Genomic DNA, 26,242 nt, shown 5'->3' with positions numbered 1-26,242 from the left:
GAGGCAGCCAGTGCAGGAAGGAGTTATATGTTTATTAATCGTATTATAATGCTGATTTTAATCATAGCGTCGGCCATTTTCGCCAGCCATTACGGCGGAAATGTTTCGTATGCTCTTTTTTATATGAGCTTATCCATACCGGTAGTTTCTATTCTTTATACCTTTTATGTATATATCCGTTTCCGAATCTATCAGGAAATCGGTCAGCGGCTCGTGGTAAAAGGTGATTTTATTCCCTATTCCTTTACCCTGGCCAATGAAGATTATATTACCTTTCGAAGTATTAAAGTTAATTTCTTCCATGACAAATCCAGTATAGCCAATATAGATGATATCAGTGAATACTGTCTTTTACCCGGACAGCTGGAGAAAATGGAAACCCATCTTAGGTGCAGATATCGGGGTGAATACTTTGTGGGTGCCAGTACGGTGGATATTATTGATTATTTCTACTTGTGTAAGATTACCTATCCTATTTCCTCCAAACTAAAAGTTACTGTGCTTCCAAGGATTGTAAATATACCAAGGCTTAGTATAGCACCGGAGCTTAAGGATGTTAAGAACACGTCCTTTTTACGAAACGTTTCTTTGGATGCCATGGATCTGGAGACAAGAAAATACATAGCAGGTGACAGTAAAAAACAGATCCATTGGAAAGTAAGTGCCAGGCACAATCAGTTATTCGTCCGGAAGTTTATCAGCAATCCCAAAGCAGAAACTGCTATCTTTATGGATCTGAGAATGGTCAGGGAAGACAGCATCACTGCCATTATTATAGAAGACCAGATCCTTGAAGGTACGCTTGCTATTGCAAACTACTGTAAAGATAATAATACAAGAGTAAAGGTATATTATGAACAGGGAGGCATTAAAAATATTTTCATTGGGGGAAAGATGGATTTTGATTTCTTTTACCAGCTTACCACACAAATGCACTTTCATTCGACCATCCCTGTAGAGAGTATCATACAGGAAAGTCTGAACTTTACGGAGAACACGGGATTTTATATAGTTATTACCCATGAGATTACCGTTGAACTATACATAACGATTCTGGGGTTGTCGGAGAATGGCAATGACCTGTCGCTGCTGCTAATTCGGGACACAGTCGGAGAGGATGAGATGGAAATGATGAAAAGCCTGAAACTTTCCGGAGTACTTATTAAACAGGTGACGAGGGAGGATGAAATCGGGGAGGTATTAAAGGCATGAATACGGGGAAGCAGATAATTCGAAAATTGGCGGTTGCGGAAAGTTTTCTGCTTACCCTGGCTATGGGGGCATATTTTGAGAATCGATTTGTCTTGAGGATTCATATTGTAGTTCTTATGTGTCTTACGGTAATCTTCCTGGGTATGATATATTTTATTGACCAGTATAAAAAGAATCTTCTTACCCTATTTGTACTAACAGGAATCCTCTTTGCATTTATCATTATCACCTTAGCATTAAAAGTCAATTTTATCAAGGAAATCGGGAAGCTGTATCAATGGTGCCTTATCTATAACGGAGATGAGAAATTGTATGAGAGACGTTACGGTGTGATAGTGATGGCAGGTATTCTTCTCCTGTGTGGTGTAGTTACGTATTTCCTGTATCATTTAAAAATGGTAAAGAATATGGCCGCAGCCGTACTGGTAGTACTACTTATCATCTCAGCTGTGTATAAAGTCAATATACCTAAAATTACAGTAGGAGTAATTATTTTTTATTCTCTGTCAACCCTCGCCGTGTATTGCGGTAAACTATATTATAAGAGCAGTAATACAGTAAATAATAGTATCGCTACTGTTTATCTTGCACCAGCCTGTATCATTATAGCCTTGTTATCCATATGGCTGCCATCTGGCAATGAGCCCATTAAGTGGAACGGATTTAAGTACTTTATTGAAAAAGCACAGGAACAGGGGGCTCGATTAATCACCCAGCTGGAATTCCTTTTTGACCGTAATGGCAACGAATTTTCGGTCAGTTTTTCCGGGTACTCGGAAGAACTGACTGAACTTGGGGGGGAAGTTAACGTAAAGAATGAAACGGCGCTGAAGGTTAAAACACAGAATAAAAGTACAGCGGCAGGATATCTAATCGGTTCTATAAGTGATACTTATACGGGGCGGAGCTGGGAGAGAAGCAGGAGAAGCAGAGAACTTGAGAAAGAAGATTACTCTTATGACTTTTATGAATTACTGATTGCTTTTGCCAGGGAAGAAGGCGGCGATTTAACTAATTTCATAAAAAGCAGAAGCTATGATATTGAATATTATGATATCAGTACAAGATCTCTTTTCTATCCTTTAAAAACCTACAATATTAAGTTCTACCGGGATCTTAAATTTAATGAAACACCCCAGGGAGCCTTTTTATCTGATAAAGCAAAAGGAATCGGGTTTAAGTATAATGTAAAGTATTATGAACTGAATTTAAATAATAAGCTTCTGCAGAAAATGCTCCGGGAAAGAGCGGAGGATAGCAGGTCGGTATCACCGGAGGTATTAAACAGAACTGCAGTGAAACTATTTCATTATGATATGTTGCCAACAGATATTGACATGGAGGGATTAAAACAAGACCTTGACCGCCGATCTGCTGAAATAAAGACTTGGTATACAGCCCTGCCGGATTCTCTGCCAGAACGGGTCAGAATACTGGCGGCTCAGTTAACCAAAGGCTGTGAGAATGATTACGATAAATTAAAAGCGATAGAAGCTTATCTGAATCAGCTTTCCTATACTACCAGCATCGGAAAGACACCGGGCGGAGAAGATTTTGTGGATTATTTTCTGTTTCATCAAAAAAAGGGCTATTGCACCTATTTTGCTTCTGCTTTCGGAGTGCTGGGCAGATGTGTCGGCATACCCACACGTTACATAGAAGGCTTTATGGTGGATTATAAAAACATAGATTCTTCCGGTGCCTATAATGTAGACAGCAGCAGTGCGCATTCCTGGGTTGAGGCTTACATAGAAGGAATCGGCTGGATTCCTTTTGAACCGACGCCGGCATTCTATGGAGCCAGGTATACCCAGTGGAAGGAAGAACCAAAAACTTCCGGCTACAGTAATTTTGGAGAATCCGGTTTTATACAGCCTTCAATGCCGCCTGCCTATCAGGAGTTGATTAATAGCGGAGAGAATTTTCAACTTTATCAGCCCCAACGGAAAAATTATGTGTTACCTTTTATTGGGGTAGTGACAAGTATTTTGATCCTATTCATAGGAATTACTTTTATTTATTACAACATACTAAATGTTAAATACAGAAAAAAATTTGAGAATGCTTCAGATAACGGAAAGCTCTTTTTCATTATGGCTGAAATTTTGCATTACCTTGAAAAAGAGGGCTTCCGCATGACCGATGAAGATACACTGCTTACCTTTGCTGGAAGAATTGGCAGCAAAATAAAATTTAGCCAGACAGATTTCCTGAAAGTGGCCGTCATATTTATGGGTGTCAGATATGGTGAGTATGAGGTAAAAACACAAGAACTTAAGGACGTTATGGAGTTTTCAAAGGATTTCAGATATTACCAGGAACAAAGGCTGGGAAAAAGAAAAATGCTACTGGAGAGATTTTTATTTCTTCATTTTTATCAGTGAATAAAACAAGAAGTAATAGGAAGCGGCCTGTTTATTGAAGCTATTTCCTCACTAAAACAATATAAGCTATCCATTACCTGGGTTTTATCACAGTCCTATCAAATTCATCATATAATATTGAAAGTATAACTTAGGAGTTCAACAATGTATTATAGTGACTACAGCAATTACCATCCTTATTATTACGGTCAGGTTAATCCGTATATGCCAGCAGAGGATACAATCGGAGCCGCACAAGAGACACAATCAGATGATAAATTCTTATATCCTCAAAATCTGCAGAATGCACTTGACTTAATACAAGAGGCTTTATCTGGTGAAACAGAGGATAGAATGTTCTATGCATGGCTGCTACAGGCAGCACCCTCTGAAGAAGAGCGTAATATAATAGCTGGGATTCGTGATAATGAAATTGGCCACTATACGTTATTTAATCAGCTCTTCTATGAATTAACCGGTATGATGTCCCAGCAGATGCAGGGGGAGCAGTTTATCGAACCGGAAAGTTATTGTGAGGGTTTGGGTCGAGCCTTACTGGGAGAGCAGAATGCTGTCCAAAAATATCGTAAAATTCTCTACGCAATGCAGGACCGTGTTCATATCAACATGATGACTGAAATTATAACGGATGAAATCAGGCATGGAATCCTTTACAGCTATCTTTACGCTAGAAACTCTTGCACCGCATAGAGATAGATGCATTTATGCATTTCTGTATTATGGAGATAGAAACTCAGTCTGTAGATAATTTATGCTGCTTTTGGGTTATGCAGAAACAGAATATTTTAAATAAGGCATGGGGGGATTTCCGTGCTTTATTTAATTAATTCATATATATGGTTGAAATACCTTTATATCGCTGCTGCAAATACCTAGGAGTAGTCTGTATTAACTAACACATACAAACCCCTCCAACCTTTACGGGGTTGAAGGGATTTCGTATAATTTTGTGACATGATTAGAAAACACGTGGAAGTATCACAAGAAATAATATGCCAGCAAGATATAGACCGTTTACACTAAGCGCAATCTTAGTATCTGTATTTCTTAAATACTTACTAATAAATAGAAACAGGGTATAGCAAAAACTAAGTGCAATAAAAATAAAATATCCAATGAGCAGCGAGGTTGCGTTGGGGGTATCTGGTTCCCAAAAGAATACTACCGTCAGCGGTACAAAAATGGTAATCAAAGCAAGCTTGCTTAATATTTTATCTTTCATAGAGTGTGTCACCTCTTTCAATTAACTCTAACTCGATCCAACCAGATACTCATCACCATCTGAAACAATATAATTTCCCGCAGATATTCTTTGCGGATATTGAAATTATAGGCCTTTTTGCCTCGACCAGAGGAACATACTGACCGCTTTATGCTTTTTATGTGCAGAAGCTGGTTTTGGTGATTTTGTCTGCAGTACAATCACAGTTGTGAGTAAAAGCATGACCGTCAAGGATAGCAGGGATAGTGTAAGATTCCCCGTTTCTGAAGTGTTCATGAAGGTTCCCGTATCGAACCCCATAATTGTTAGTCCAGACAGGATCGGGTATAAGCTGCGCATCGTGACATCTTTGATGAACATGGAACTATATCCAAAGAGAAAGGCTATGATAACACCTCCTATGAATAGCCCGGGTTTCCTGCTGGTAAATGCCATAATCGGCAGAACGGCGATATAGGTTAAAAGTGATATTCCGAGCATTTGCAAAAGCCCGGTAAATAAAATTCCGGCATTAAGTCCGGAAAGACCCGACAGCAATCCGACAACCAGTGTTACAGTATAGCTGTAAAAGCCAAACAGTACGCTTAAAATGCCCATAGCCAGCAGTTTTCCGGACAGCAGACGTTGAAAGCTTATGGGAACAGGAAAAATGTTTTTCAGTGTGTTATCTGTGTATTCACGGTTGATCAGATAGCCGCCTATCAATGTATATATAACGGGCATAAAAATTGTTGTGCTATTCCAAATGGTACTATTAAAAAGAGATGAAAAGCCATAATCCTGTGTTGTGACCTCCGGTGTAGCGACTGCCTGTGTGAATACAGACAAAATGGCAGGAAGCGTCATACCAATGAGGCCAATAAGCAAAATATGAAATCTTTTTAGTTTCAAAAATTCAGTTTTTATAATACGAACCATGAAAGAGCTCTCCTTTCCTCAAACTTCTCTGCGCCGATAGAGGCGGATCATCAAATACATACAAACGGCCGCTTCCAATAAAAGCATGCCAAAGCATACGGGTGCCGATACAAAGTACGGGCTGAATCGATTGTAAAATTCAGTCTGTATTTCACCAGTGGGCGTGTAAAATTGGTATAGCCACCGAAAGATCATGGGAACAGGCATCAGGGTTCCTGCATTTATCCCTAAAGGCTGCATCATAATCGCATTGCTGAAATGCATCACATAATTACACAGGGTGTAAAAGAACACGATAATTACCGAGAGAATATAGCTTTTATTAAACCATACAACCAGCACAACACAGGGAAGCGCAGCAGCCCACATGAGTATCCCTGATGAGGCTGTGAGCAGGAATTGAAAAGCAAGATCAGTCAGCGGGATGTTTTGAGAAACTGCAATTGCCGTGCTTACTGTAAAACCCATTAACTGAAATGCAACTGAAAAAATTAGCAAAACCAATAACTTTACACGGACCAATTGATTTTTTGATATTGGTATGCAAAGCAGATTCTTTAAGGTGTCATTATCCTGCTCAACAAAAAACAGATTAGCTGCCAGGATAATCAGTAAGGGCATTAATAGCAAAAAGGCGTTATCCTCTCTTACGCCGGACTGGATACTTGCAAAGTTGGAATCTGACAACAACACTGCATTAAAAAGAGGAAAAATGAATGCTGCCAATATTCCATAGAAAAATATTTTCTTTCTTTTAAATTTTCTAAATTCATTTAGAAGCAGATTACGCAATGCCCTCACCTCCGGTTATGCGCTTGAAGTAATCCTCCAGGGTATCTTCACAGGTGTGAGCTTCGGATACCTCCAATCCGTTTTCAATAAATGCACGGTTAAGGGCAGCCACAGAAAAATTGTTATCATGTAGGCGCAGACTATGATCATTATCCACTGTGAAATTATTAGTTCTGAAATTTCTCTCTATGATTCTGGCAGCCTGTGCTGTGTCAGAAACAATAAAGTGGATGTACTTCCCATTCTTTTTTTCCAGTTCGGCAAGGCTTTCTTCTTCCAACAGCACGCCGTGATCAATAATGCCGACATCATCTACTAAAAGTGCTATTTCTGAAAGAATATGGCTGGAAATCAGAAACGATTTTCCCCGAGCGTCGCATAAATTCCGGATAAATGATCGCACTTCTGCAATCCCTATGGGGTCAAGACCGTTGATTGGCTCATCCAAAATCAGCAGCTCCGGATCGTGCATAATAGCAAGGGCAATCGCTAAACGTTGCTTCATGCCGAGAGAGTATTGAGAAAACAGTTTCTTATCCCCATAAGCAAGTCCAACAACTTCTAATGCCTCCTTGACAGCGGTACGTTTGGAAACACCTCTGAGCTGAGCAAAAATTTTCAGGTTCTCTGTACCAGTCAAGTTCGGGTAAAACCCTGGTGCTTCGATTAAGCTTCCGATGCGGGGCAGAATTCTCTTTTCGTTTCCCTGAATGCTTTTGCCAAAGATCTGAACTTCTCCGGAAGTAGGCCGTGTCAGATTTAAGAGCATTTTCATAGCCGTGGTTTTACCTGCGCCATTCCTGCCGAGTAAACCATAGATACGGCCCTTTTTTACATGGATATTCAAATTTGTAACACTTTTCTGCTCACCATATTGTTTGGTGAGATTTTTTGTTTCAATGATAAAATCACTCAAATGAAGAACCTCCTTCTCTTACTGAAATCAGTCTATCCTGTCAATCTTGCATTAACCTTGCCGTTGTCTTGCATTAACCTTGCAATTTAAAAAACGAACCCCTGCTGATAGACAGGGATTCGTTCATGCCTCTAAAGGAAAGGAAACAGTGAAAATTGTGTATAGGTCTGGCTCACTTTGTGCCGTGATGTGGCCATCCATTTTCTCCACCATCTGCCGGACAATGGAAAGGCCTAATCCGCTTCCCTTATCCGAACGTCCTTTATCACATTTATACAATCTTTCAAAGATATGCTGTAAATCTAGTTTTTCAATTCCAATCCCATTATCCGTTATGTGAATTTCTATTGCATTTTCCTGTTGAACCATTTCAATTTTGATTTGTGTCGCCTGACTATGACTCATGACATTTTGGACTAAATTATTTATGATGCGAGAATACCCATCCGAATCCACTCTTGTAAGCAGCGGTTTTTCTGGAAGCTCAATTTCATAATCCAGATTTTTTTCCTCAAAAATCGGAATCCAGTCTTTGAGGATATGACGTGTTAGCTCCGCAAGCTCTTGCGGTTTTATGGATAAAGAAAATTCACTGGAGTTGAGCTTAAACCAGTCAAATAGAACATCAATATAGTCTTTTAGATTGTGGGCTTTTTTTCTCGCAATATCAAGGTAATCCTCACGGGTTTTTCCGGTAACAACTCCTCTGTGAACAGCATCCAAGTAACCCAACAGGGTTGTAAGGGGTGTTCTCACATCATGGGAAAGACTGGTCATTAACTGGCGGTTGGCTTCGTCTGCCGCCCGCAGTTGCGAAAGCTGTTCTTCATAGGCATATATAATCTCATTCATTTTGAAGGAAAGCTCTGCGGTCAATTGAGTGTCTGTCGTAAGGATTTTTCGGTTGCCGTTTCCTGACTGAATATCATCCAGAACCTCGGTTATATATGTAAGTTGTCGTTTTACACCGATTAGTTTTGAAAAACATACAAAACCAAACAAGAGGGCGAGGAAAAATAAAAGGCTTAAAACTATATCCCAAAGCATAATCTATACCTCCTTGTTAAAGCGATAGCCAATTCCTTTTATCGTTTGGATATACAGCGGCGCTCCAAGACTGGGTTCAATCTTTTTCCGTAGTCGGCTGATGATGGCCATAATGTTGCTGTCATCATAAACATAGGGCTCACCCCAAACTTCTTCATAAATTTGCTGTTTGGTTAAAATTCTTCCCTGGTTTTTAGCGCAAAAGACCAAAAGATCAAATTCTTTCGGCGGCAGTTCGAAGGTACCATTTTGTGTGGTCACGCTCCGATTGTCAAAATCTATTGTCAGCCCTTTGTAGGTAAGGGGCTGTGTGTAATTGCCATTGCCTGCCGAGTTAAAGCGTGTATATCTGCGTATCAAAGAAATAATCCTGGCAATCAGTTCCTCCATATCGAAGGGTTTTGTTAAATAGTCATCTGCACCACTACGCAGCCCCTGAACTTTTGACATGCTGTCATTTTTAGAAGTGAGCATCAGAATGGGTATGCTGCTTTTCATCCTTATTTGCTCCATAGTCTGAAAACCATCCATTCCTGGCATCATCACATCCAGAAGAATTAGCTGGTAATTGTTTTTTTTAAGCAAGGTAAGTCCGTCTGTACCGGAATAGCAGCAATCAGAGTTTATCTGCTCTTTCAATATGCTTTGTTTAATTAAAGAGCATAGTTCTTTGTCATCATCAATTACTAAAATATTGTAAGCCAAGTTACTCCCCCTTCTATTTATTAATTGGTATTTTCTCTCAATACTAAATATAAATCACGCTGTTGCAAATATCCACTGATAAGTATTGGAGTTCTTGTTGCATAGTTTAGAAATAATTCAATACGATAAGTAAATCATGAACTTTTAAGAAAAATAAAAACACGCTTCATGCCTTGAGATATTAGCAATTAGCGTGTTTTCTGTTTGATACGGGACAGCGGATAACGGGAATCGAACCCGCAACACAAGCTTGGGAAGCTCGAATTTTGCCATTAAACTATATCCGCACATAACGGTTTACTCCCTAATTATAAAACCATCAACTGGAAAATTCAACCTAAAAATAAAATTTTCTAAACATCTAAAAATTTCCCTTGACATTACTTGTTAAATTTAATACAATACAGGTGATTACAGGTGACAAGACAGCCAACTTAACAGTCCGGGAGGAAGTTAAGCTTGCACTCAAATTTAAAACTGGGGGAAATCAGATGAACAGTAAGAATTCTATTCAAAAAATGACAATCGCAGCATTACTGTCAGCAATAGGCATCGTAATTCCGATGTTTGCACCAAAATTTATTTTAGAACCTGCTTCCTATACCTTGGCAAGCCATGTTCCCGTATTTATAGCAATGTTTATATCACCTTATGTGGCAATATCCGTTGCACTGATCTCAGCAATGGGCTTTTTATTAGCAGGTTTTCCGATTGTTGTAGTTTTAAGAGCATTGTCACATGTTGTTTTTGTAGCCATCGGCTCATTTATGCTTAAGAAGAATCCGAAATTATTAAGCACTGTAAAAGGTTCTGCAGTTTTTGGTCTTTTAATGGCTCTTATCCATGCAGTCAGTGAAGTTGCAGTGGTAACACTGTTCTATTGGGGTAATAATGTGTCCAGTACTTACTATGATAAAGGCTACCTCTTCTCAGTTATCTTATTAGTAGGAGCAGGTACAATTATTCACAGTATGATCGACTTCACCATAGCCTATGCCGTATGGAAACCTCTTCAGAAGGTCGTTAATATTCCCGTAAGTGTTAGCGGAAGAAAAGCAAGATATTAATTAGAAAAGTAAAAATTTAATATTTTTCTTAATAGAAAAGTATGCGCCACTTTAAATAGACAAGTGAAATAATAAAGGTGTCTATTCAGAGTGGCGCATAACGTTAGTAGTTTGGTGTTTTCTTAACGAAACTTACTATAATTGGAGCGGTTTCTTCTGCTCCTTGCTGTTAAAGTTACATCAGCATTCGATACACTTACCAGACCAGAACGAGTAAAAGTTCTTATTCTCAGAAAGGATTTACGTTCTTTTAAGTCATATTCTTTTCACTAACCAATTAATGTTATGCTTTACAATCTTTGCCGGATTACCTGCCACAATGACATTTTCTTCGTTAAATTTCTTTGTTAATAGAGAGCCTGCACCAACAATACAATTATCTGCAATATGAACCCCTTTTAAGCAAATCACTTTTGTGCCTATCCATACATGATTACCAATATAGATATTTTCGGATGGATTAAGCCGTTTTCCATTGGAATCTATAATAGAATGACTATCACCCGTTCTAAATTGAATATCACTCGAAAACATACAATCCCTTCCAATCCTAACTGAGGTTCCTTCCATAGCCGCAAGTTGCGTATCACCAAAGATTGAAGTATTTTCTCCGATAAAAATTTTATTATTATCATCTTCCATATGTAAGTCAGTTTTATTTAAACCGGCTCTTCTACTAATTACAATGTGATTATTATTTCCACTAATATATATACTGCAGTTTACTAATCTCGATAAATTCTTAACCGTGATTGTATTATTACTTCCCTTTACCATGATTGTTGTATTCTTCATAAGTACTGCGCCAATTTTTATCTTATTGTTTGGAGAAATTCTTATCTTATTGAAACCTAAAATGCGATTATGAAGCCTTAACAAATAGGCTATCTTATCTGGATTCGATTTTATGTAGTTTTTAGCGATATTCTTTAACATCCATCACCCTCCATTTTTTATAATAAATCACCACGTTATGCCCTATTTATCTTACTTCTATATTATATTATGCAATCTCCGTATTAATCTATATTTGGCAGTAATTGTACAAATGGGTGTACCTTTATTATAATAAACTCAACTTTCCCACCAACATAACTATTGAGAATGGTTGATTTTTTAAGCAAAACAATTCCATAAATCGGTGTATTGACATAAAAATAGCACCAAATTTCTGATATAATAAGTTCACAACAAACATCAAAATATCAAGAAAAGGTGCTGAACCTTATGATATACCAAAATGATAAAAAGAAAATACTCAAAATCAGTTTTCTAAAGCATTAAAAGATTTTCAAATTGGAAAACTTATGCGTAAATCCAATATAACTAAATCCTGTGGTATTTCCGCATATGAGGTATTTCAATTTTTACTACTGCTAGCTTTTCACGGAAAGAATTTATTCCGCTTTCTGAATTCTAAACATAAAGACCAGGCGGTTTCTAAAATACATATTACTGTTTTCTTAACGAAACTTCCTATAACTGGAGCAAGTTTCTTCTGCTCCTTGTTGTTAGAGTTACATCAACATTTGATACTCTTACCAGATCAGAAAGGGTAAAAGTTCTTATTCTTGATGATTCGGTTATTAAACGAAATCGTAGCAAATCAGTGGAATTACTTGCTCGTATCTTTGACCATGTAGAACATAAATGCCAGAAAGGATTTACGCTTCTTACCCTGGGATGGTCTGATGGATACAACTTTTTCAACTGGATTTAACCTGCAATCTTCTGCTTCAAAAAGTAACCGCTATAACGAAATTTAGCATTTATTAAGGATTTGTTTGGAGATATCAGCTGGGAAAGTTGAGTTATTAATCATTAGCCTGTACATTACTATTATTTTATTAAATTTATTAAGCCTCGTCCGTCCTTCTTTTAATCCCTGGAAGAAACTTCTCCATCACTATCCCTTATACTAAAGCATATCAATAAAAATCCAACAGCAGTAACGATGGTTCCGACAATCAACATGGCAGAAACACCATAAGCATCCAGTAACCTGCCGCCAGTCAGATTAGCCAGGGTTCCGGCAACGGCTATATTAGCCACACCAAGCATGGACTGCCCCTTTACCCTGTTCTCTTTCTCAATCAAATCGTTGACATAATAGATAGAAGCTGGTGTAAACAATGCAAAGGCAATCAGCTGAAAACACATAGAAAAGTATACCATGGCAACATTAGGTGCCAGCAGGGTTATCAAACATTTTACTACAAAGAAAAAAGCGGATATTTTAATCAGCTTTGTGCCTTTGATTTTTCTCACGATATAAATAAACAATGCCATAGTGGGAAGCTCTAAAGCAGCAGAGATCGAAAGGGAAATCCCCATATCAGCACTGGCACCGCCTACATTCTCGATAATATTAATCAGGTAAGTATTTATAAGCACATGGGAGTAAAAAATCATGGCGACTCCGCATAGCATAACCAGAAATAATTTATGGTTTCGAAAGAAGGTCAGGATATTGGAGGCTTCCTTAACCTCTCCCTGTCCAGCTCCTTCCGTATATCCCATTATCTCCTTCTGCTCCGGTGTAAATTCCGGCAGCTTCTCACGAAAGAGAAAGGTTGAGAGAATAACAAATATGTAACAGATTAAGAATACCGGCAATATGATGTCAGCACCGAACCTGTCTACCAGGGAACCAAGTAAAAAGGACATAACTGCAAAAGTAATGGAACCCATGCCTCTTGCCAGACCATAATTCATAGGTACACCCTGATTCATGTATTCCATGGCCAGAGAATTAAACAGCGGATTAACCGTATACTCAACAGCATTTATCAGTATATAAATTACCGTAATAAGCAGGAAGGAATCGGGAAGAAAATATAGTAAAAGGCCCAATCCAAATACGGAAAACATCAATACCAATAACATATGCCTTAAGGTTACTTTTTTTGATTTATCGGCAAAAGAAGCAACTAAGGGCTGCAGGAGCAGGGACAGAATCGCTGCAAAGGAGAGGATGAAGCCTATCTGAGTGTTCTCAAAATTCTTGGCTTGCAGATAAACTGCGGCAAAGCTGTTTATAGCACATTGGCTGATCCAGTAACTGGACTGAATGAAACCAAACTTAAGTGTAAGCCTTCTGGCAATGGATTCCATGATTACCTCGTTATCATTTAATTTAATTGTAAGCTTAACAAAGCGTTCTGAAGCTGCCTTTGCATATTACCCGTTATTAAAGTGCCTGAAACACTCCGGTAACGAACAAAGGCAGGTACAGAACGCTGTGGGGGTGTGTTTAAAAACTCATTGGATCGTCAGGAAAGCCTTTCCTGGTACAAGCAATCTGAAAACACACCCTGGGAATTTATCGGATATAATTCATTTTTTATTTAATCTATAATTTTAGGTTGTCCTTCTTAAGATAAAACACCTTCAAGGCGCAGTAGTTGTTCCTTTAATGGCAGTCCGCCACCATAACCCACCAGTTGTCCGTTTGCTCCGATTACACGGTGACAGGGGATAATTACGGAAATGGGATTTTTATTATTTGCCATACCTACCGCTCTGCTGGCTTTGGGGTTTCCGGCACGGGTTGCCAGCTCCTTATAACTTATGGTTTCACCGTAGGGAATGGTTTGAAGTGCTTCCCACACCTTTTCCTGAAAAGGTGTACCTTTGGGGGACAGGGGAAGATCAAAGCTTGTCCGCTTACCCTCCAGATAGGAGTTAATCTGGCTGCGGGCTTCTCTTAGCAGCGGTGTTTCAACGCCAGCAGTTTCATATTCTGAGGGGTCTCCTGCAAAATACAGGTGTGATATGGCTCCATCTGTTTCTGCAAGATAGAGTTTTCCGATTATCGTATCAAAAATAATGGAATTCTTCATCGTAACTACCATTCCTTTCTCACTAGCTCTCCTTGTACCTTGTTCTGATAAAGGCAATGCTTCTTCAACAAGGGTGTGTATCAAGCTTTTGCGATAGATTCACAACAGTGCCCCCTTATATGCTGCACTGCCTACAGATGGGGGTACTTCCACAACAAGGGTAAGGGTGCGAACTGAAGCTGCGCTCAATACCCTCTTGTACATTACATATACCTACAAATGTGATACTTTACAAGCAAGGCGTACACTTATTGTCTTTCTCAAAGTTCTCTAATAGCCATCTTGCAACACCATCCTCTGTATTGCACTTAATTACGTGATCAGCAGCTGTCTTTACTTCTTCCTTTGCATTGCCTACGGCACAGGCCGTATCGCTGGCTTTGAACATCGGAAGGTCATTAAGGTTATCGCCAAAGCAGACTACCCGGTCATACCCCAGAGACTGCCGCAGAGACATGGCTGCATTATATTTCGTTCCATGAAGGCTGAATACCTCAAGAAACCACATACCCTCCTTACTGTAATTATCCTGGTAGAAGGCAGTAGCAACACCAGGTAAATTCCGGTATACTTCATATGCCGGCAGCAGCGCTTCGTACTTATCAAGCAGTGCATAATAAATACTGTGATCACCTGCCGCAGTTAAGAGATTCTCCACCTGGGTAAACACCTTATTGAATTTAACCGTTCTTTCGGTGTAATACTCTGTCATTCCATTATTGGTAAGCTTTTCATAGTAGGTTTCCAGACAATTATCCTTGATCCGGTATAAAAATCCTGTTAGGTCACATTGTTTGGCGGTGTTTAAGATTATCTCAGCTGTTTCCCGGGAAAGATAAAATGTATTTAAATATTCCTTTTGCTGTATATTATATTGGATAACACCATTCATGAGAATTACAGGCACCGATAGGTTAAGAGGTGCAAGAATATGTGTCACCGTAGCTGCGGTTCTGGCAGTGGCAATGGTAAAATCCATACCCTTTTCAATCAAAGAATTTATAGTCTCTATGGTATAGGAAGAAAGCTCGGCATTGCTATTTAATAGGGTACCGTCTAAATCTGAAATATATAAGGTTTTCATTCGATTCTTCTTTCCGGCTGGCCTTATCTTCCAAAGCCGCTCAGTGGTATACATTGCTAATCCAAGTAACTGAATTTAAGTATACTAGAGCCAATATAAAACGTCAAATTAAAAAAATTACAGCGTGATTTATCGTGAATTATTCGCCAGGGTTACTTGCATTTTCAAGGTTTTCCATATAGAATGAAAGAAAGATTGGAAGCTAAGTGGTAAGAAAGCAGATGGGAGTAACGTGGAAAAGATTATTATTGAGGAAAAACAGACAAAAGCCGTGCGGCGCTGTATGCAGTCTTTTGCCTTGCTTTTCCTGTCGGTAACCCTATGGGTGACAGGATTTCGTGAAAGGTATATACTGCTGGGTTTTGCAGGAGTTCTAGCGACAATTATAATCGGAATCAGATGTATCATAAATCTTTTAAAGGCTTCCGAGAAGAAATCTTTGATTACCATTACCTTTGACGGTATTATAGACAGCTCCTCCAAGGGCTCCGTCGGCTTACTTTCCTATCAGGATATTGAACAGTTTTGTATTGTAGCAGAAGATGATGCCATTGGAATCATACCAAGGGATGAAGAAGCCTTTATCGGCAAGCTGTCACCATTGAAGCAGCAGACGGCTTTGATTAATAAAAATAATGAAAAGCCGGTATTTCTGCTTTTTGTAGGCAATGCCAAAGATATGTCCCTGGAAGATATTTATACACTTTTAAAGAAGCGTCTGAAGGATTACCGAAGCTTGTATGACTAAAGGGCTTACAGCAAAAAGATGAGCTTAAACATACAGCATGGAGTAAAATAGATAAATGTTTTTAATCTCCGATAGATGTGTGCCAAGGCAGGAGGATAAGAGCAATGATGAATAAAAAATATATATTATTTGACTTAGACGGCACAATAACAGACCCGGAAGAAGGAATAACCAAATCCCTTCAATATGCATTGTCTCATATAGGGATTAAAGTAGAAGACCGAAGCATATTAAAAAGGCATATCGGGCCTCCGTTAGCAGGAGGGCTGAGAGAGTTCTTTGGTCTTGATGACATTCAGATTGAGGAAGTAATCGGTTATTATAGAGAATACTTTGTAGACAAGGGTATTTTCATGAATATTAAATATGAAGGTATAGAGGAACTCCTGGAGAGCCTTGTTAAAGCCGGAAAGATCCTTATCGTTGCAACCTCGAAGCCGGAGATATTTGCAGAGAGAATATTTAAGCACTTTAATCTGGAGCAGTATTTTACTGATATCTGTGGTTCAAATCTTGATGAGACCAGATCGAAGAAAGGTGAAGTAATAGCATATGCCCTTGAAGAGAATGGAATTAAAGAGAAGGACCAGGTAGTCATGATTGGGGACAGGCTTCATGATATTTTAGGAGCCAAAGAAAATGGTATTGCCTCTATTGGTGTGCTCTATGGCTTTGGCAGCAGGGATGAGCTTCTGGAAGCAGGAGCAGACAAAATTGCCGCAGATCTCAATGAATTAAAAGACATTTTACTGGAGTGTGACCGTTAAACCTAGGAAGAATTTCTTCATACTGTAAAGTGAAAATCTCGTGAACAGTAATTCGGACAACAGCTTTCACACCCCGTTACCTGTAAACTAATATACAATTTAGAGTAAGGAGATAGATTATTATGAGATTTATTTCATGGAATGTAAATGGTTTAAGAGCTTGCCTCGGCAAAGGTTTCGAGGAATTCTTTAAAGAACAGGATGCAGATTTTTTCTGTATTCAGGAAACCAAGATGCAGAAGGAACAATGGGAGCATACCTTTGAAGGTTATCATGAATACTGGAACAGTGCGGAGAAGAAAGGTTATTCTGGAACTGCTATCTTTACAAAGAAGGAGCCCCTGTCAGTTACCTATGATTTAGGAATTGAACAGCATGATAAGGAAGGCAGAGTCATAACCCTTGAGTATGATAACTTTTATCTGGTGAATGTATATACCCCTAATTCCAAGAGAGAACTTGCAAGACTTGACTATCGTATGGAGTGGGAGGATGATTTCAGAGCGCACTTAAAGAAGTTGGACGAGCAGAAGCCGGTAATTCTGTGCGGAGACTTAAATGTCGCGCATAAGGAAATTGATCTCAAAAATCCCAAGACCAATACCAGGAATGCAGGCTTTACAATAGAAGAGCGAGAGAAGATGACAGTGCTGTTAGACAATGGCTTTGTAGACTCCTTCCGTTACCTTTATCCTGACGCCACGGACAGATATACCTGGTGGTCTTATATGTTCCGTGCCAGAGAGAAGAATGCAGGCTGGCGTATAGACTATTTCGTAGTCTCAGAGTCCTTAAAAGAGAAGATCAAAGACAGTATCATTCACCAGGATACGCAGGGTAGTGATCATTGCCCCGTTGAACTGGATATTGAACTGGAGTAATTTATAATAAACTCTGACTGAGTGTTTATTCTGGCAGCTGCTGTATGCTTCAGTGGATGCAGCGAATAATATGCACTTTTTCATCGATATAGGTGCGTTTGAGGGGGTTGAGCATAAATGAAAAAATTTAAGTTGGTTAATGAATATATACTCTCACTTTTAGATGCAAAAGAAACAGGTAGCGGTTTAGCAATAATTGAAACGGAGAAAAGACATCACTGTATGCCTAGTTATGGAATGATTCATATGTTCTATATCGTGAAGTTTTATGACGATTCCATTATTGCAAGTGTGCCGTTGAATACTTCTGAAAAAGTAAAAGCGTTTTTACGTGAAAACGTAGAAAAATATGATATCGATGACAACCTGTTTGTTTCACCCTTAAAGGAATTAGCGAAGGAAGAAGCGAAATTATTGTTTAATAAAGAGCTGAAGGGCTCTTGGAACTCTTTCGTTTTTGCGTGTGATGCTGAAACGATTGCAAAGCCAAGCTCTAATATTACAACAGTAAAAATTACGGATAATAGTTATGAATGTTATGGTGATGTAAATTTTCCCGACCATTGCGTACCAAACGGTATTGTATATAGTGTTATCGAAAATAATAAAATTGTTTCTTTGGCCCATGCACATAAAACAGGGAAGTATCAGGACATAGTAGCCGATATCGGGGTAGATACTTCGAAGGATTTTCGGAAAAAAGGATATGCGCGGGAGTGTGTTAATTCCGTCGCCCGTCACGTTATTGAAAGAGGCGGCGAGTCCGTTTATAGTTGTTCCCCTAATAATACCGCTTCAATTCGCACTGCTTTATCAGCGGGATATAAGCCTTACGGAAAAATATTAATTTTCACGATTGACTCGGACTAGTGCCATAACCACATAAATGAGTTTAAGCCAAAATGGAGAAATAATGTATGAAAATATATGATATTACACAGGAAGTATTTACCTGCAGGACCTATCCGGGAGATCAGGTACCTGCATTTACAAGGGTAAGTGATATGGGGCAGGGAGCACCCTGTAATGTAACGGTTTTTTCCATGAATGCACATAACGGTACGCATCTGGATGCACCTTTTCATTTCGTAAAGGACGGAAAAACCGTGGAGGAACTGGATCTGTACCGTTGCGTGGGAGACTGCACGGTAAAAGCTTTTGACAGCCAGCCAACACCAGAGGAGTTAAGAGAAGTCCTTAAGAACAGTGAGAAGAAAGTAATTCTGAAAGGACCGGTTACCATAACAATGGAGCTTGCCAGATGTATCAATGAGTTCAGACTGGAGCTTATTGGCGTGGAAAGCCAAAGCGCTGCTCCCATGGATGCACCGCTGGAAGTGCATAGGGAGCTTCTGGGTCAGGAAGTCATATTACTGGAAGGCCTTAAGCTTGAGGAGGTTACCGACGGTAACTATTTTCTGATGGCTGCACCCTTAAAACTGGGAGGCAGTGACGGAGCACCAGTAAGGGCACTGCTTCTGGACATGAAATAAAAAGAAAGAGAGAAGAACGTATGGAAACCATGAAATATATCATTGAAACCATAAATAAGCTGGTTAATATCCCAAGCCCCTCCGGTTATACCAAAGAAGTAATGGAGTATGTACGGAAAGAGGCGGAAGGGTTTGGATATTCCTGCGAAAACAGTAACAAAGGTGGTCTTATAATCACAGTACCTGGTAAAACGAAAGAAACTCTCGGTCTGTCTGCCCATGTGGATACCCTGGGTGCTATGGTTCGTTCCATTACACCGGGAGGGATGCTTAGGATTACACTGGTTGGTGGCTTTACCATGCACAGTATTGAAGGCAGTTACTGCAAGATACATACCAGAGAAGGAAAGACCTATACCGGTACGATTCTGAGCAAGAGCCCTTCGGTTCACACCTACGATGATGCCAGAACACTGGAGCGTTGTGAGAAGAATATGGAGATTCGTATTGATGAACAGGTGAAAGAGAAAGAAGGCGTTTTAGCACTTGGAATCAACACAGGTGATTATATCAGCTTTGATGCTAATTTCCAGTATACCGATGCAGGTTTTGTAAAGTCCAGGCATCTGGATGACAAGGCTTCTGTAGCAGTTCTGTTAGGTCTGTTAAAGGATATGCATGAAGACCACATCATACCGGAGAGATGCTTAAAGCTTGTAATTAGCAATTACGAGGAAGTTGGTTTTGGAGCGAGCTGGATTCCGGAAGAAATAACGGAATTTATTGCAATTGATATGGGAGCGATGGGAGAGGATCTAAACGGCAGTGAATATGCAGTATCCATATGTGCCAAGGATTCTTCCGGTCCCTATGATTATGAGCTTACTACAAAACTGATCAATCTGGCCAAAAAGTCCGGAATCGATTATGTGGTAGATATATTCCCTCATTATGGTTCTGATGTTTCCGCCGCCTTAAGAGGTGGAAATAATATTAAGGGAGCCTTAATCGGACAGGGCGTACATGCTTCCCATGGGATGGAAAGAACCCATGTAAAGGGGTTGGAAAACACCCTGAAATTATTGGAGAAATACATTCTCGAGTAAATCCTTACAGATATTCCTGCACGTGAATGATAGAGTTAATAACTTTTCCCATATCGTTAAGGTTGACAATACCATAGCCCCAATCGGGATTCGGATAATCTTCCTCCGGGTTCCTGCTGGCGCTTTGTGTGATGATTTTCTTCATAAGTGCAGTGTTCATCGTAGGGAAGTTACCGCCTGTTATGCTCCATTCCATCAAAAGAGCCATTACCCCTGCTACATAGGCAGCTGAAACACTGGTGCCGGTTGCCTTAAGAAAGGTATTGTTTAGGAAAGGGCTTAGGGAATGGACACCAGGCGCGGTAATATCGGGTTTGGGGTAGTTGTTCACCGCATTGCCTCTGCTGGCATAATAGTACAGAAGCTTGTCATCTGGGTTATAAGCAGAAGCGCAGATAAGGTTGTTGTTATTACCTGGACTGACAATGGTGGTATAGTTATTGGGATGCTTAAAAGCCGTCCCCTCTGATAAAAAATTATGGATAGGCAGCCATATGTGAAAGCTCATAGGCAGATCGGAGGTACCTCCATAAACAAAAAACTTCCATTTACCGGGGATGGGATGCATAAATCGCAAGGCGATATATTGTTCGGAGGAATAGATTTCTTTAATTCTGCTGTCTGCAATAATTGTCATATCCCCTTGGGTGTACAGGAGGCTGTTACCACTTATATAGGGAATTCGAAAGATATAACTTCCATCAGGAGCATATAAATCAATCCAGAACCAATTAGGGGCGGTTCCCCAGAACAGCATAGTAAAACCATAGGTGTCTTCACCTACGGATAGTTCTACATTATGAAAGGTCTGGCCGGAGGTGATTTCTCCATAATAATGACTGCCACGATTCCCCTGATTGCCGGCAGCCACTACAACACCCCGTTTGTGAGAGTTACTGAGAGCTCCCAGATATACGGCAATGGGACGCTGCCCCATATAACCGCTCTGGCTGTTGCCGATACCAAGACATAATATAAGCGGTTTGTTCAGGTGATTGGCTAATTTATTCAAATAGTAGATAGCAAATATAATATCTGTTTCCTGAAAACAGATAGCCTCCGGAGGGATAGCAAAGAATTCCTTTAAGTATGCTTTGGCAGGTTTTAACTTAACGACTGCTAAAGAAGCTTCTGTTGCAACACCTGCAAATTCATTTTCAAAACCCTCATTTCCGGCAGCAATTCCTGCCATGATAGTTCCATGTCCGATTTCGTCAATACTTGGTACAATGGACAGAGGATCGGCAGCTTCCAGAGCCAGATTGATCTGTTCGTTTGTATATTCGACGCCATAATGTATATTTTTTTGTTTATCGGAGCTAACCATTGTCTGATCCCAGATGGATATAATTCTGCTGGTGCCGTCTTTGTTTCGAAATACCTGATTCTGATAATCTATTCCCGTATCGATAAATCCAATCAGAACCTCTTTTCCCGTATAGCCTTGATTGAACCGAAAAGGAGCCTGTCGACGTTCTTTTTTTTCTTTTGTTTCTCTATCATGTCCATACTCTGTTAATAAACCAAAACAGGAAGGAATACTGTTAAAACCAAACCTGTCAATACTGTCATAGGTCATATTATCAACTGGTATATGAACAATGGAAAAATCGGAAACTTCCAGACTTATGGTGCTGTCGGGAAAGGAATCTAAGATGTCCTGCCGGTTGATCTCGTTGACAATAAGATCCGCATATTCTTCTTTTATTATCTTAAATCTCTCAGAATAGGTCATATTGCCGCCTCGGAGGTATCATTACTTTATTTATATGAATATTATCTCACAGATATGAAGTAGGATGTCAGGAACTCATCTATAAATATCTTTATTTCATCTCCTGTACTCTTAATATAGAATTAATCACGCCGCCCAGACTACTGATATCTACAATACCATAACCCCAATCCGGGTTGGGATAACTGACTTCCGGTCTTCTGCTGGCACTTTGCGTAATGATTTTTTTAAGCAGGGTATTATTCATTTCCGTATAGTTGCCGTTGGTAACGCCCCATTCCAGTAACAGAGCAAGTACACCTGCTATATAAGAAGAGGAAATACTGGTACCTGTTGCGGTTACATAATTACCATTTATAAAAGGAGCTATGGAATTGACACCAGGTGCAGTAATATCGGGTTTGGGGTAATTGTTGATGGTGTTTCCTTTGCTGGCATAAAAATAGAGAGTAGCATTCTGGGGATTGTAAGCAGTAGCACAGATTAAGCTACTGTTGTTACCCGGGGCGACTATGGTTGTATAATTATTGGGGTTGCCGAAGACAGTCCCTGGTGTAAGAAAATTATGAAGCGGCAGCCAAAAATGAAATCGCATGGGTAAATCCCCTGTAACACCATACACATAGAAGTGCCAGTCACCTGGTATGGGTTTGCTAAAACGCATAACGATAAACTGTTCTGCAGTAAAGGGTTCTTTTATCTGACTGTCTATAATCAATGTCATTTCCTCTATAACGATAACGATACTTTTACCTGTTATGGGGGGAACTCTGGATATAAATTCGCCATTGGGTGCATATAAATCAATCCAGAATAAATTAGGTGAGGTTCCCCAGAACTGCAGGGTAAAGCCAAAGGTATCCTTTCCAACCGTCAGCACTACATCATCAAAAGAGTCAGGAGGTTTGATATCCCCATAGTAATGACTTCCCCGGTTGCTTTCATTACCAGCGGAGACAACGACTCCTCTTCCCGGTAATTCACCTATGGAGGAGAGGTATCTGCTTAATGCTCTGTTACCGGTATGGTCACTCTGACTGGTACCAATACCGAGGCATAAAACCAGAGGTTTCTTTAACTGATTTGCAAGCTGGTTCAGATAAGTGACACCATTAATGATATCATTTTCCTGAAAACAGATTGACTGGGGCGGAATGAGGAAAAATTCCTTGAGATAAGCCTTGGCAGGTTTTAATTTAACCATTGCGATATTAATATCGATAGCAACACCTGAAAAGCCGTAGCTGGCATTAGGGTTACCCCCAGCAATACCAGCTAAAATAGTTCCATGCCCGATTTCATCGATACTTGGTACGATAGAAAGAGGTTCTGCTGATGTCAGGGCAGTATTGATTTGTTCATTGCTGTATTGGGTACCATAAAAGAAACCTTCGGGATAATTGGTACTTTCAATTGTCTGATCCCAGATAGATAGAATCCGGCTGGTACCGTCACTTTTAATAAAGGCAGTATTTCGGTAATCAATTCCTGTATCAATAAATCCAATCAATACCTCTTTGCCACTGTAGCCGTCTTTGGTCTCAAAGGGTTCAGGAAGATTCCCCAAATTAAAATCAGGTGCAAAGCTATCAGCTGTCAGCAGACCGAAGCAGGCAGGAATACTGTTATAACCAAATCTATTAATACTGTCAAAATCCATATTTGCGACAGGTAAATGAACAATGGAAGAATTGGCGAAGCTCGTACTAACTGAACTGTCAGGGTAAGTCCTTAAAAGTTCATCCCTGGTGGTATTGCTGATAATTAAATCTGCAAAAGCTTCACTTGTAATTTTTAACCGTTCGGATTCGGTCATGGAACTACCTCGATATATCATTTATTTTATTTATATGAACGAAGGAGATAGAACTGACCAAAAACTTTTCGAAAGATTAATGGATGGATTTCTTTTGCCGATTATAATCAGGCATCCATATCGAAGGCATGTATGATATTCTTGATTTTTGCAATTTTAAGAAGTGATACTACGACATAAATAACATTAGTGGAGTTCGTGAGAACCCGTCCTGCCCGTTAAGGGGAGTAACCCCACGGCCTAATCAATCGATAATAGCCTATAACAAACGAATAGACTGGAATTGCCTGTTTGTGTTATGATAGACAAGTAAGAAATGAAAATGAGGTTCAACGTTAGGATAAAAGAATGGAGCATAAATACATAACCAAAGAGAAGTTATCACAGATTCCCAAGCAGCCGGGAATATATAAAATGCTGGATGCGAATGGGAATATTCTTTATATAGGAAAGAGCAAATGTCTGCGTAACCGGGTACAATCCTATTTTGTGAAAAATCCGAAGTGGGAAAAGATAAGCCGTATGGTATCCATGATAAAAGATATAGATTATATTGTAACGGATACCCATCTGGAGGCCAGGCTCCTGGAATGTACCTTAATAAAAGAGGTCAGGCCCCGTTTTAATGCCCAAATGAAAAATGACGGCAGATATTTTTATATCAGGGTTGAAAATTATAATAAGCATAATGCCTTAGCAATAACAGAGGAAAGGACGGACAACTGCTTCGGACCCTTTCGCAGCAGGTATACCATCAGTGATTTTCTGGGAAGGCTTAAGAACCTCTATCCTATAAGAAAAAGTAACGGCAGGTATAAAGTGGAATATCATATGTTTCCTTTCGTTATGGAACAGGATACCTTTTATGAGAACAGGGAGGTGCTGCTGGAGCTTTTTAAGGAAGAGGAGAATATTGTCCTCCTGACAGAAGCCCTTCAGGAGAAATTAGAGGAAGCTGCCGCGGCCTGCCGATTTGAGATGGCTTCTATATACCGGGATATGATTATTTGCTTTGGTATGTTAAAGAACGGACTGGACGGTTATAAAGCGTTGGCTTCAAGAGATATACTCATAAAACTTCCGGTGGGAGACGGTTACAAAATGTTCTATGTATCCGGCGGAAATGTGATTAATACTTCTTATAGAGAGAAAATTACGGAGAAAGAGAAGCAAGCTTTCCTAAAAGCGAGCAAGGCAATTCAGAAAAATCTAATACTGCCGGATAATGAAAAAGCAGGAATAGACTTTCGAGATGTACTCTATTCTGAAATATCGGATCTTTCCGAAGAAGCGGTAGAGTTCTTATCCTGACGATGTTAAGTCTCCTTGACTGGCGGTGGTCAGGTATTCTGTTCCGTAACCATGCATTAGTTCAAGAATCGGTATAATCTTTTGACCAAGTTCTGTCAGGGAATATTCAACCTTTGGCGGAACCACCGGGTAAACATTTCGGAGGATAAGTCCGTCTTCCTCCAGACTTCTAAGCTGCTGGGTAAGCATTTTCTGCGTAACATCCGGCAGCTTCTTTTTGATTTCATTAAACCGGAGAGCTTTATAGCTGAGATACCAAAGAATCAGAATCTTACGCTTACCGGACAGTATATCCTGAACCAGAACCATAGGGCATTTATCAAACTTTATGCATTTGTCACGCATATGGCATACTTCATGCATGTCTTCGTTCATTGTCATAGAAACTCCTATCTATAGAGTGGGTATTTTAAGTATCTTTTTGGGTACTATAGTACTTTTTAGTGCCTACTTGTCTTAAGGGTACCGTATGTTATAATTATAACAGTCTTGATTACAAAATCAATAGGCAGACTTAATATTACACAATGGATAAAAGGAGGCATTCATGGCAAATATTAATAAGGCGATTAACAGCTTGCTTGATATCTGAAAAATGCAACCTACTATTTAAGCGTGTACGAAGGTATACAGAATGGAGAATAAATGAGTAAAGTACTTTATATCAAAGCAAATGCAAAACCTGAAGGTCTTTCCAGAACCTATAAAATAGCAGATGAGTTCATAGAAAGTTATAAGAAGAATCATCCCTCTGATGAAGTTATCACATTGGATTTATACAAAGAAGGAATTGACAGCCTGTCTGTAGAGGATTTGCAGAAATTAAGAGCTAATACAGAGGACAACAGTGACAATCCTGTTATGAAATATGCATATCAATTTCTTGAGGCAGATAAATATGTATTAGCAGAGCCTTTATGGAATTTAGGCGTACCTGCCATCTTAAAAGCTTATATTGATTATATCTGTGTTGCTAATGTAACCTTTAAGTATACGGCAGAAGGTCCTGTTGGTTTATGCAAGGATAAGAAAGCTGTTAATATTACCTCCCGCGGCGGAGATTATACATCCGGTTTTATGGCTGAAATTGAGATGGGAGACAAATACCTTAAGACAATCCTGGGATTTATGGGAGTGACAGATTACACGACCATAGCGGCTAACCAGTTGGATGTAATCGGACAGGATATTGACGGTATTGTCGGTAAAGCCATCGAAGAAGCAAAGAACCTGGCCAAGGAGTTTTAATCCAATTA

26 protein-coding genes and 1 tRNA gene are annotated in these 26,242 nt (G+C 39.6%); 12 read left to right on the top strand and 15 right to left on the bottom strand.

The features are described 5' to 3' along the window. The first annotated feature begins 27 nt into the window (after positions 1-27). From R2R35_RS11275 to R2R35_RS11265, 3 genes are all read left to right on the top strand, one after another. Positions 28-1,212: a DUF58 domain-containing protein gene (locus tag R2R35_RS11275; RefSeq protein ID WP_317734627.1), complete on the top strand. Its 1,185-nt coding sequence runs from the start codon at positions 28-30 to the stop codon at positions 1,210-1,212. Then, positions 1,209-3,596, top strand: coding sequence for a transglutaminase-like domain-containing protein (locus R2R35_RS11270; RefSeq protein WP_317734626.1), 2,388 nt, complete (start codon positions 1,209-1,211; stop codon positions 3,594-3,596). Before R2R35_RS11275 ends, R2R35_RS11270 begins: the two co-directional genes overlap by 4 nt. A 144-nt stretch (positions 3,597-3,740) precedes the next feature. After that, entirely contained in the window at positions 3,741-4,286 is a 546-nt protein-coding gene (locus R2R35_RS11265; protein WP_317734625.1) for a ferritin-like domain-containing protein, read from the top strand. A gap of 268 nt (positions 4,287-4,554) precedes the next feature. Here R2R35_RS11265 and R2R35_RS11260 read toward each other — a convergent pair whose 3' ends face one another. From R2R35_RS11260 to R2R35_RS11230, 7 genes are all read right to left on the bottom strand, one after another. Continuing rightward, complete coding sequence (locus R2R35_RS11260) at positions 4,555-4,818, bottom strand: hypothetical protein (RefSeq protein ID WP_317734624.1); 264 nt, start codon at positions 4,816-4,818, stop codon at positions 4,555-4,557. A 105-nt stretch (positions 4,819-4,923) separates the two neighbouring features. After that, positions 4,924-5,736, bottom strand: a complete 813-nt coding sequence (locus tag R2R35_RS11255) for an ABC transporter permease (RefSeq protein WP_317734622.1) — start codon at positions 5,734-5,736, stop codon at positions 4,924-4,926. Positions 5,737-5,754: 18 nt separating this feature from the next. After that, entirely contained in the window at positions 5,755-6,528 is a 774-nt protein-coding gene (locus R2R35_RS11250; RefSeq protein WP_331670279.1) for an ABC transporter permease, read from the bottom strand. Beyond that, on the bottom strand, positions 6,521-7,444 hold the full coding sequence (locus R2R35_RS11245) for an ABC transporter ATP-binding protein (protein WP_317734619.1): 924 nt from the start codon (positions 7,442-7,444) through the stop codon (positions 6,521-6,523). Before R2R35_RS11245 ends, R2R35_RS11250 begins: the two co-directional genes overlap by 8 nt. Positions 7,445-7,567: 123 nt before the next feature. Next, complete coding sequence (locus R2R35_RS11240; RefSeq protein WP_317734618.1) at positions 7,568-8,491, bottom strand: sensor histidine kinase; 924 nt, start codon at positions 8,489-8,491, stop codon at positions 7,568-7,570. Positions 8,492-8,494: 3 nt separating this feature from the next. Then, on the bottom strand, positions 8,495-9,196 hold the full coding sequence (locus tag R2R35_RS11235; protein ID WP_317734617.1) for a response regulator transcription factor: 702 nt from the start codon (positions 9,194-9,196) through the stop codon (positions 8,495-8,497). A 216-nt stretch (positions 9,197-9,412) separates the two neighbouring features. Next, a tRNA-Gly gene (locus R2R35_RS11230) sits at positions 9,413-9,483 on the bottom strand. 204 nt (positions 9,484-9,687) lie between these two features. Here R2R35_RS11230 and R2R35_RS11225 point away from each other — a divergent pair. After that, the gene (locus tag R2R35_RS11225) at positions 9,688-10,263 is read left to right on the top strand and encodes a hypothetical protein (RefSeq protein WP_317734616.1); all 576 of its coding nucleotides are present in this window, start codon (positions 9,688-9,690) and stop codon (positions 10,261-10,263) included. Between the two features lie 255 nt (positions 10,264-10,518). Here the strand turns inward: R2R35_RS11225 and R2R35_RS11220 are convergent, their stop codons facing one another. The 4 genes from R2R35_RS11220 to R2R35_RS11205 all read right to left on the bottom strand — a co-directional run bounded on the left by R2R35_RS11220 (position 10,519) and on the right by R2R35_RS11205 (position 15,189). Further along, positions 10,519-11,199, bottom strand: a complete 681-nt coding sequence (locus R2R35_RS11220; protein WP_317734615.1) for an acyltransferase — start codon at positions 11,197-11,199, stop codon at positions 10,519-10,521. Between the two features lie 942 nt (positions 11,200-12,141). Then, the gene (locus R2R35_RS11215) at positions 12,142-13,377 is read right to left on the bottom strand and encodes an MFS transporter (protein WP_317734613.1); all 1,236 of its coding nucleotides are present in this window, start codon (positions 13,375-13,377) and stop codon (positions 12,142-12,144) included. A 260-nt stretch (positions 13,378-13,637) separates the two neighbouring features. Further along, positions 13,638-14,117, bottom strand: a complete 480-nt coding sequence (locus tag R2R35_RS11210; RefSeq protein ID WP_317734612.1) for a methylated-DNA--[protein]-cysteine S-methyltransferase — start codon at positions 14,115-14,117, stop codon at positions 13,638-13,640. A 217-nt stretch (positions 14,118-14,334) separates the two neighbouring features. Continuing rightward, on the bottom strand, positions 14,335-15,189 hold the full coding sequence (locus R2R35_RS11205) for a Cof-type HAD-IIB family hydrolase (protein ID WP_317734611.1): 855 nt from the start codon (positions 15,187-15,189) through the stop codon (positions 14,335-14,337). 232 nt (positions 15,190-15,421) lie between these two features. Between R2R35_RS11205 and R2R35_RS11200 the strand changes: the two genes are divergently transcribed. The 6 genes from R2R35_RS11200 (at position 15,422) to R2R35_RS11175 (ending at position 20,124) form a co-directional block, all read left to right on the top strand. After that, a complete protein-coding gene (locus R2R35_RS11200; RefSeq protein WP_317734610.1) occupies positions 15,422-15,937 on the top strand; it encodes an STM3941 family protein in 516 nt (171 codons plus the stop codon). Positions 15,938-16,041: 104 nt separating this feature from the next. After that, positions 16,042-16,704, top strand: coding sequence for an HAD family hydrolase (locus R2R35_RS11195; RefSeq protein ID WP_317734609.1), 663 nt, complete (start codon positions 16,042-16,044; stop codon positions 16,702-16,704). 122 nt (positions 16,705-16,826) lie between these two features. After that, on the top strand, positions 16,827-17,585 hold the full coding sequence (locus tag R2R35_RS11190; protein ID WP_317734608.1) for an exodeoxyribonuclease III: 759 nt from the start codon (positions 16,827-16,829) through the stop codon (positions 17,583-17,585). Between the two features lie 117 nt (positions 17,586-17,702). Next, entirely contained in the window at positions 17,703-18,455 is a 753-nt protein-coding gene (locus R2R35_RS11185; protein WP_317734607.1) for a GNAT family N-acetyltransferase, read from the top strand. 47 nt (positions 18,456-18,502) lie between these two features. Next, entirely contained in the window at positions 18,503-19,078 is a 576-nt protein-coding gene (locus R2R35_RS11180; protein WP_317734606.1) for a cyclase family protein, read from the top strand. A gap of 20 nt (positions 19,079-19,098) precedes the next feature. Further along, complete coding sequence (locus R2R35_RS11175; protein ID WP_317734605.1) at positions 19,099-20,124, top strand: M42 family metallopeptidase; 1,026 nt, start codon at positions 19,099-19,101, stop codon at positions 20,122-20,124. Between the two features lie 4 nt (positions 20,125-20,128). Here R2R35_RS11175 and R2R35_RS11170 read toward each other — a convergent pair whose 3' ends face one another. From R2R35_RS11170 to R2R35_RS24705, 3 genes are all read right to left on the bottom strand, one after another. Further along, entirely contained in the window at positions 20,129-21,859 is a 1,731-nt protein-coding gene (locus R2R35_RS11170) for a S8 family peptidase (protein WP_317734604.1), read from the bottom strand. Between the two features lie 91 nt (positions 21,860-21,950). Beyond that, positions 21,951-23,675, bottom strand: coding sequence for a S8 family peptidase (locus R2R35_RS11165; RefSeq protein WP_317734603.1), 1,725 nt, complete (start codon positions 23,673-23,675; stop codon positions 21,951-21,953). A gap of 107 nt (positions 23,676-23,782) precedes the next feature. Continuing rightward, positions 23,783-23,857 (bottom strand): hypothetical protein, encoded by a 75-nt coding sequence (locus R2R35_RS24705; RefSeq protein ID WP_442872290.1) that lies wholly within the window; start codon positions 23,855-23,857, stop codon positions 23,783-23,785. Between the two features lie 166 nt (positions 23,858-24,023). On the opposite strand from R2R35_RS24705, the gene R2R35_RS11160 reads away from it, so the two are divergent. Continuing rightward, the gene (locus R2R35_RS11160) at positions 24,024-24,986 is read left to right on the top strand and encodes a GIY-YIG nuclease family protein (RefSeq protein ID WP_317734601.1); all 963 of its coding nucleotides are present in this window, start codon (positions 24,024-24,026) and stop codon (positions 24,984-24,986) included. Here the strand turns inward: R2R35_RS11160 and R2R35_RS11155 are convergent. Further along, positions 24,978-25,361 carry a helix-turn-helix domain-containing protein gene (locus R2R35_RS11155; RefSeq protein ID WP_331670278.1) on the bottom strand — a complete coding sequence of 128 codons (384 nt, stop codon included), beginning with the start codon at positions 25,359-25,361 and terminating at the stop codon, positions 24,978-24,980. The two genes, R2R35_RS11160 and R2R35_RS11155, sit on opposite strands and share 9 nt — an antisense overlap. A 270-nt stretch (positions 25,362-25,631) precedes the next feature. On the opposite strand from R2R35_RS11155, the gene R2R35_RS11150 reads away from it, so the two are divergent. Further along, a complete protein-coding gene (locus R2R35_RS11150; protein ID WP_317734600.1) occupies positions 25,632-26,234 on the top strand; it encodes an FMN-dependent NADH-azoreductase in 603 nt (200 codons plus the stop codon). Positions 26,235-26,242: the final 8 nt, after the last annotated feature.

The organism is Anaerocolumna sp. AGMB13020 (assembly GCF_033100115.1).
Lineage (GTDB): Bacteria > Bacillota > Clostridia > Lachnospirales > Lachnospiraceae > Anaerocolumna.
The sequence above is the reverse complement of the archived record's forward strand: the minus strand, read 5'-3'. Positions and strand labels throughout refer to the sequence as shown.

Excerpts from the sequence above, each read along its gene's own strand:
- R2R35_RS11275 (WP_317734627.1), top strand. The coding sequence starts at position 28 with ATGTTTATTAATCGTATTATAATGCTGATTTTAATCATAGCGTCGGCC.
- R2R35_RS11270 (WP_317734626.1), top strand. The coding sequence starts at position 1,209 with ATGAATACGGGGAAGCAGATAATTCGAAAATTGGCGGTTGCGGAAAGT.
- R2R35_RS11265 (WP_317734625.1), top strand. The coding sequence starts at position 3,741 with ATGTATTATAGTGACTACAGCAATTACCATCCTTATTATTACGGTCAG.
- R2R35_RS11260 (WP_317734624.1), bottom strand. The coding sequence starts at position 4,818 with ATGAAAGATAAAATATTAAGCAAGCTTGCTTTGATTACCATTTTTGTA.
- R2R35_RS11255 (WP_317734622.1), bottom strand. The coding sequence starts at position 5,736 with ATGGTTCGTATTATAAAAACTGAATTTTTGAAACTAAAAAGATTTCAT.
- R2R35_RS11240 (WP_317734618.1), bottom strand. The coding sequence starts at position 8,491 with ATGCTTTGGGATATAGTTTTAAGCCTTTTATTTTTCCTCGCCCTCTTG.
- R2R35_RS11225 (WP_317734616.1), top strand. The coding sequence starts at position 9,688 with ATGAACAGTAAGAATTCTATTCAAAAAATGACAATCGCAGCATTACTG.
- R2R35_RS11220 (WP_317734615.1), bottom strand. The coding sequence starts at position 11,199 with ATGTTAAAGAATATCGCTAAAAACTACATAAAATCGAATCCAGATAAG.
- R2R35_RS11215 (WP_317734613.1), bottom strand. The coding sequence starts at position 13,377 with ATGGAATCCATTGCCAGAAGGCTTACACTTAAGTTTGGTTTCATTCAG.
- R2R35_RS11210 (WP_317734612.1), bottom strand. The coding sequence starts at position 14,117 with ATGGTAGTTACGATGAAGAATTCCATTATTTTTGATACGATAATCGGA.
- R2R35_RS11205 (WP_317734611.1), bottom strand. The coding sequence starts at position 15,189 with ATGAAAACCTTATATATTTCAGATTTAGACGGTACCCTATTAAATAGC.
- R2R35_RS11195 (WP_317734609.1), top strand. The coding sequence starts at position 16,042 with ATGATGAATAAAAAATATATATTATTTGACTTAGACGGCACAATAACA.
- R2R35_RS11190 (WP_317734608.1), top strand. The coding sequence starts at position 16,827 with ATGAGATTTATTTCATGGAATGTAAATGGTTTAAGAGCTTGCCTCGGC.
- R2R35_RS11185 (WP_317734607.1), top strand. The coding sequence starts at position 17,703 with ATGAAAAAATTTAAGTTGGTTAATGAATATATACTCTCACTTTTAGAT.
- R2R35_RS11180 (WP_317734606.1), top strand. The coding sequence starts at position 18,503 with ATGAAAATATATGATATTACACAGGAAGTATTTACCTGCAGGACCTAT.
- R2R35_RS11175 (WP_317734605.1), top strand. The coding sequence starts at position 19,099 with ATGGAAACCATGAAATATATCATTGAAACCATAAATAAGCTGGTTAAT.
- R2R35_RS11170 (WP_317734604.1), bottom strand. The coding sequence starts at position 21,859 with ATGACCTATTCTGAGAGATTTAAGATAATAAAAGAAGAATATGCGGAT.
- R2R35_RS11165 (WP_317734603.1), bottom strand. The coding sequence starts at position 23,675 with ATGACCGAATCCGAACGGTTAAAAATTACAAGTGAAGCTTTTGCAGAT.
- R2R35_RS11160 (WP_317734601.1), top strand. The coding sequence starts at position 24,024 with ATGGAGCATAAATACATAACCAAAGAGAAGTTATCACAGATTCCCAAG.
- R2R35_RS11155 (WP_331670278.1), bottom strand. The coding sequence starts at position 25,361 with ATGAACGAAGACATGCATGAAGTATGCCATATGCGTGACAAATGCATA.
- R2R35_RS11150 (WP_317734600.1), top strand. The coding sequence starts at position 25,632 with ATGAGTAAAGTACTTTATATCAAAGCAAATGCAAAACCTGAAGGTCTT.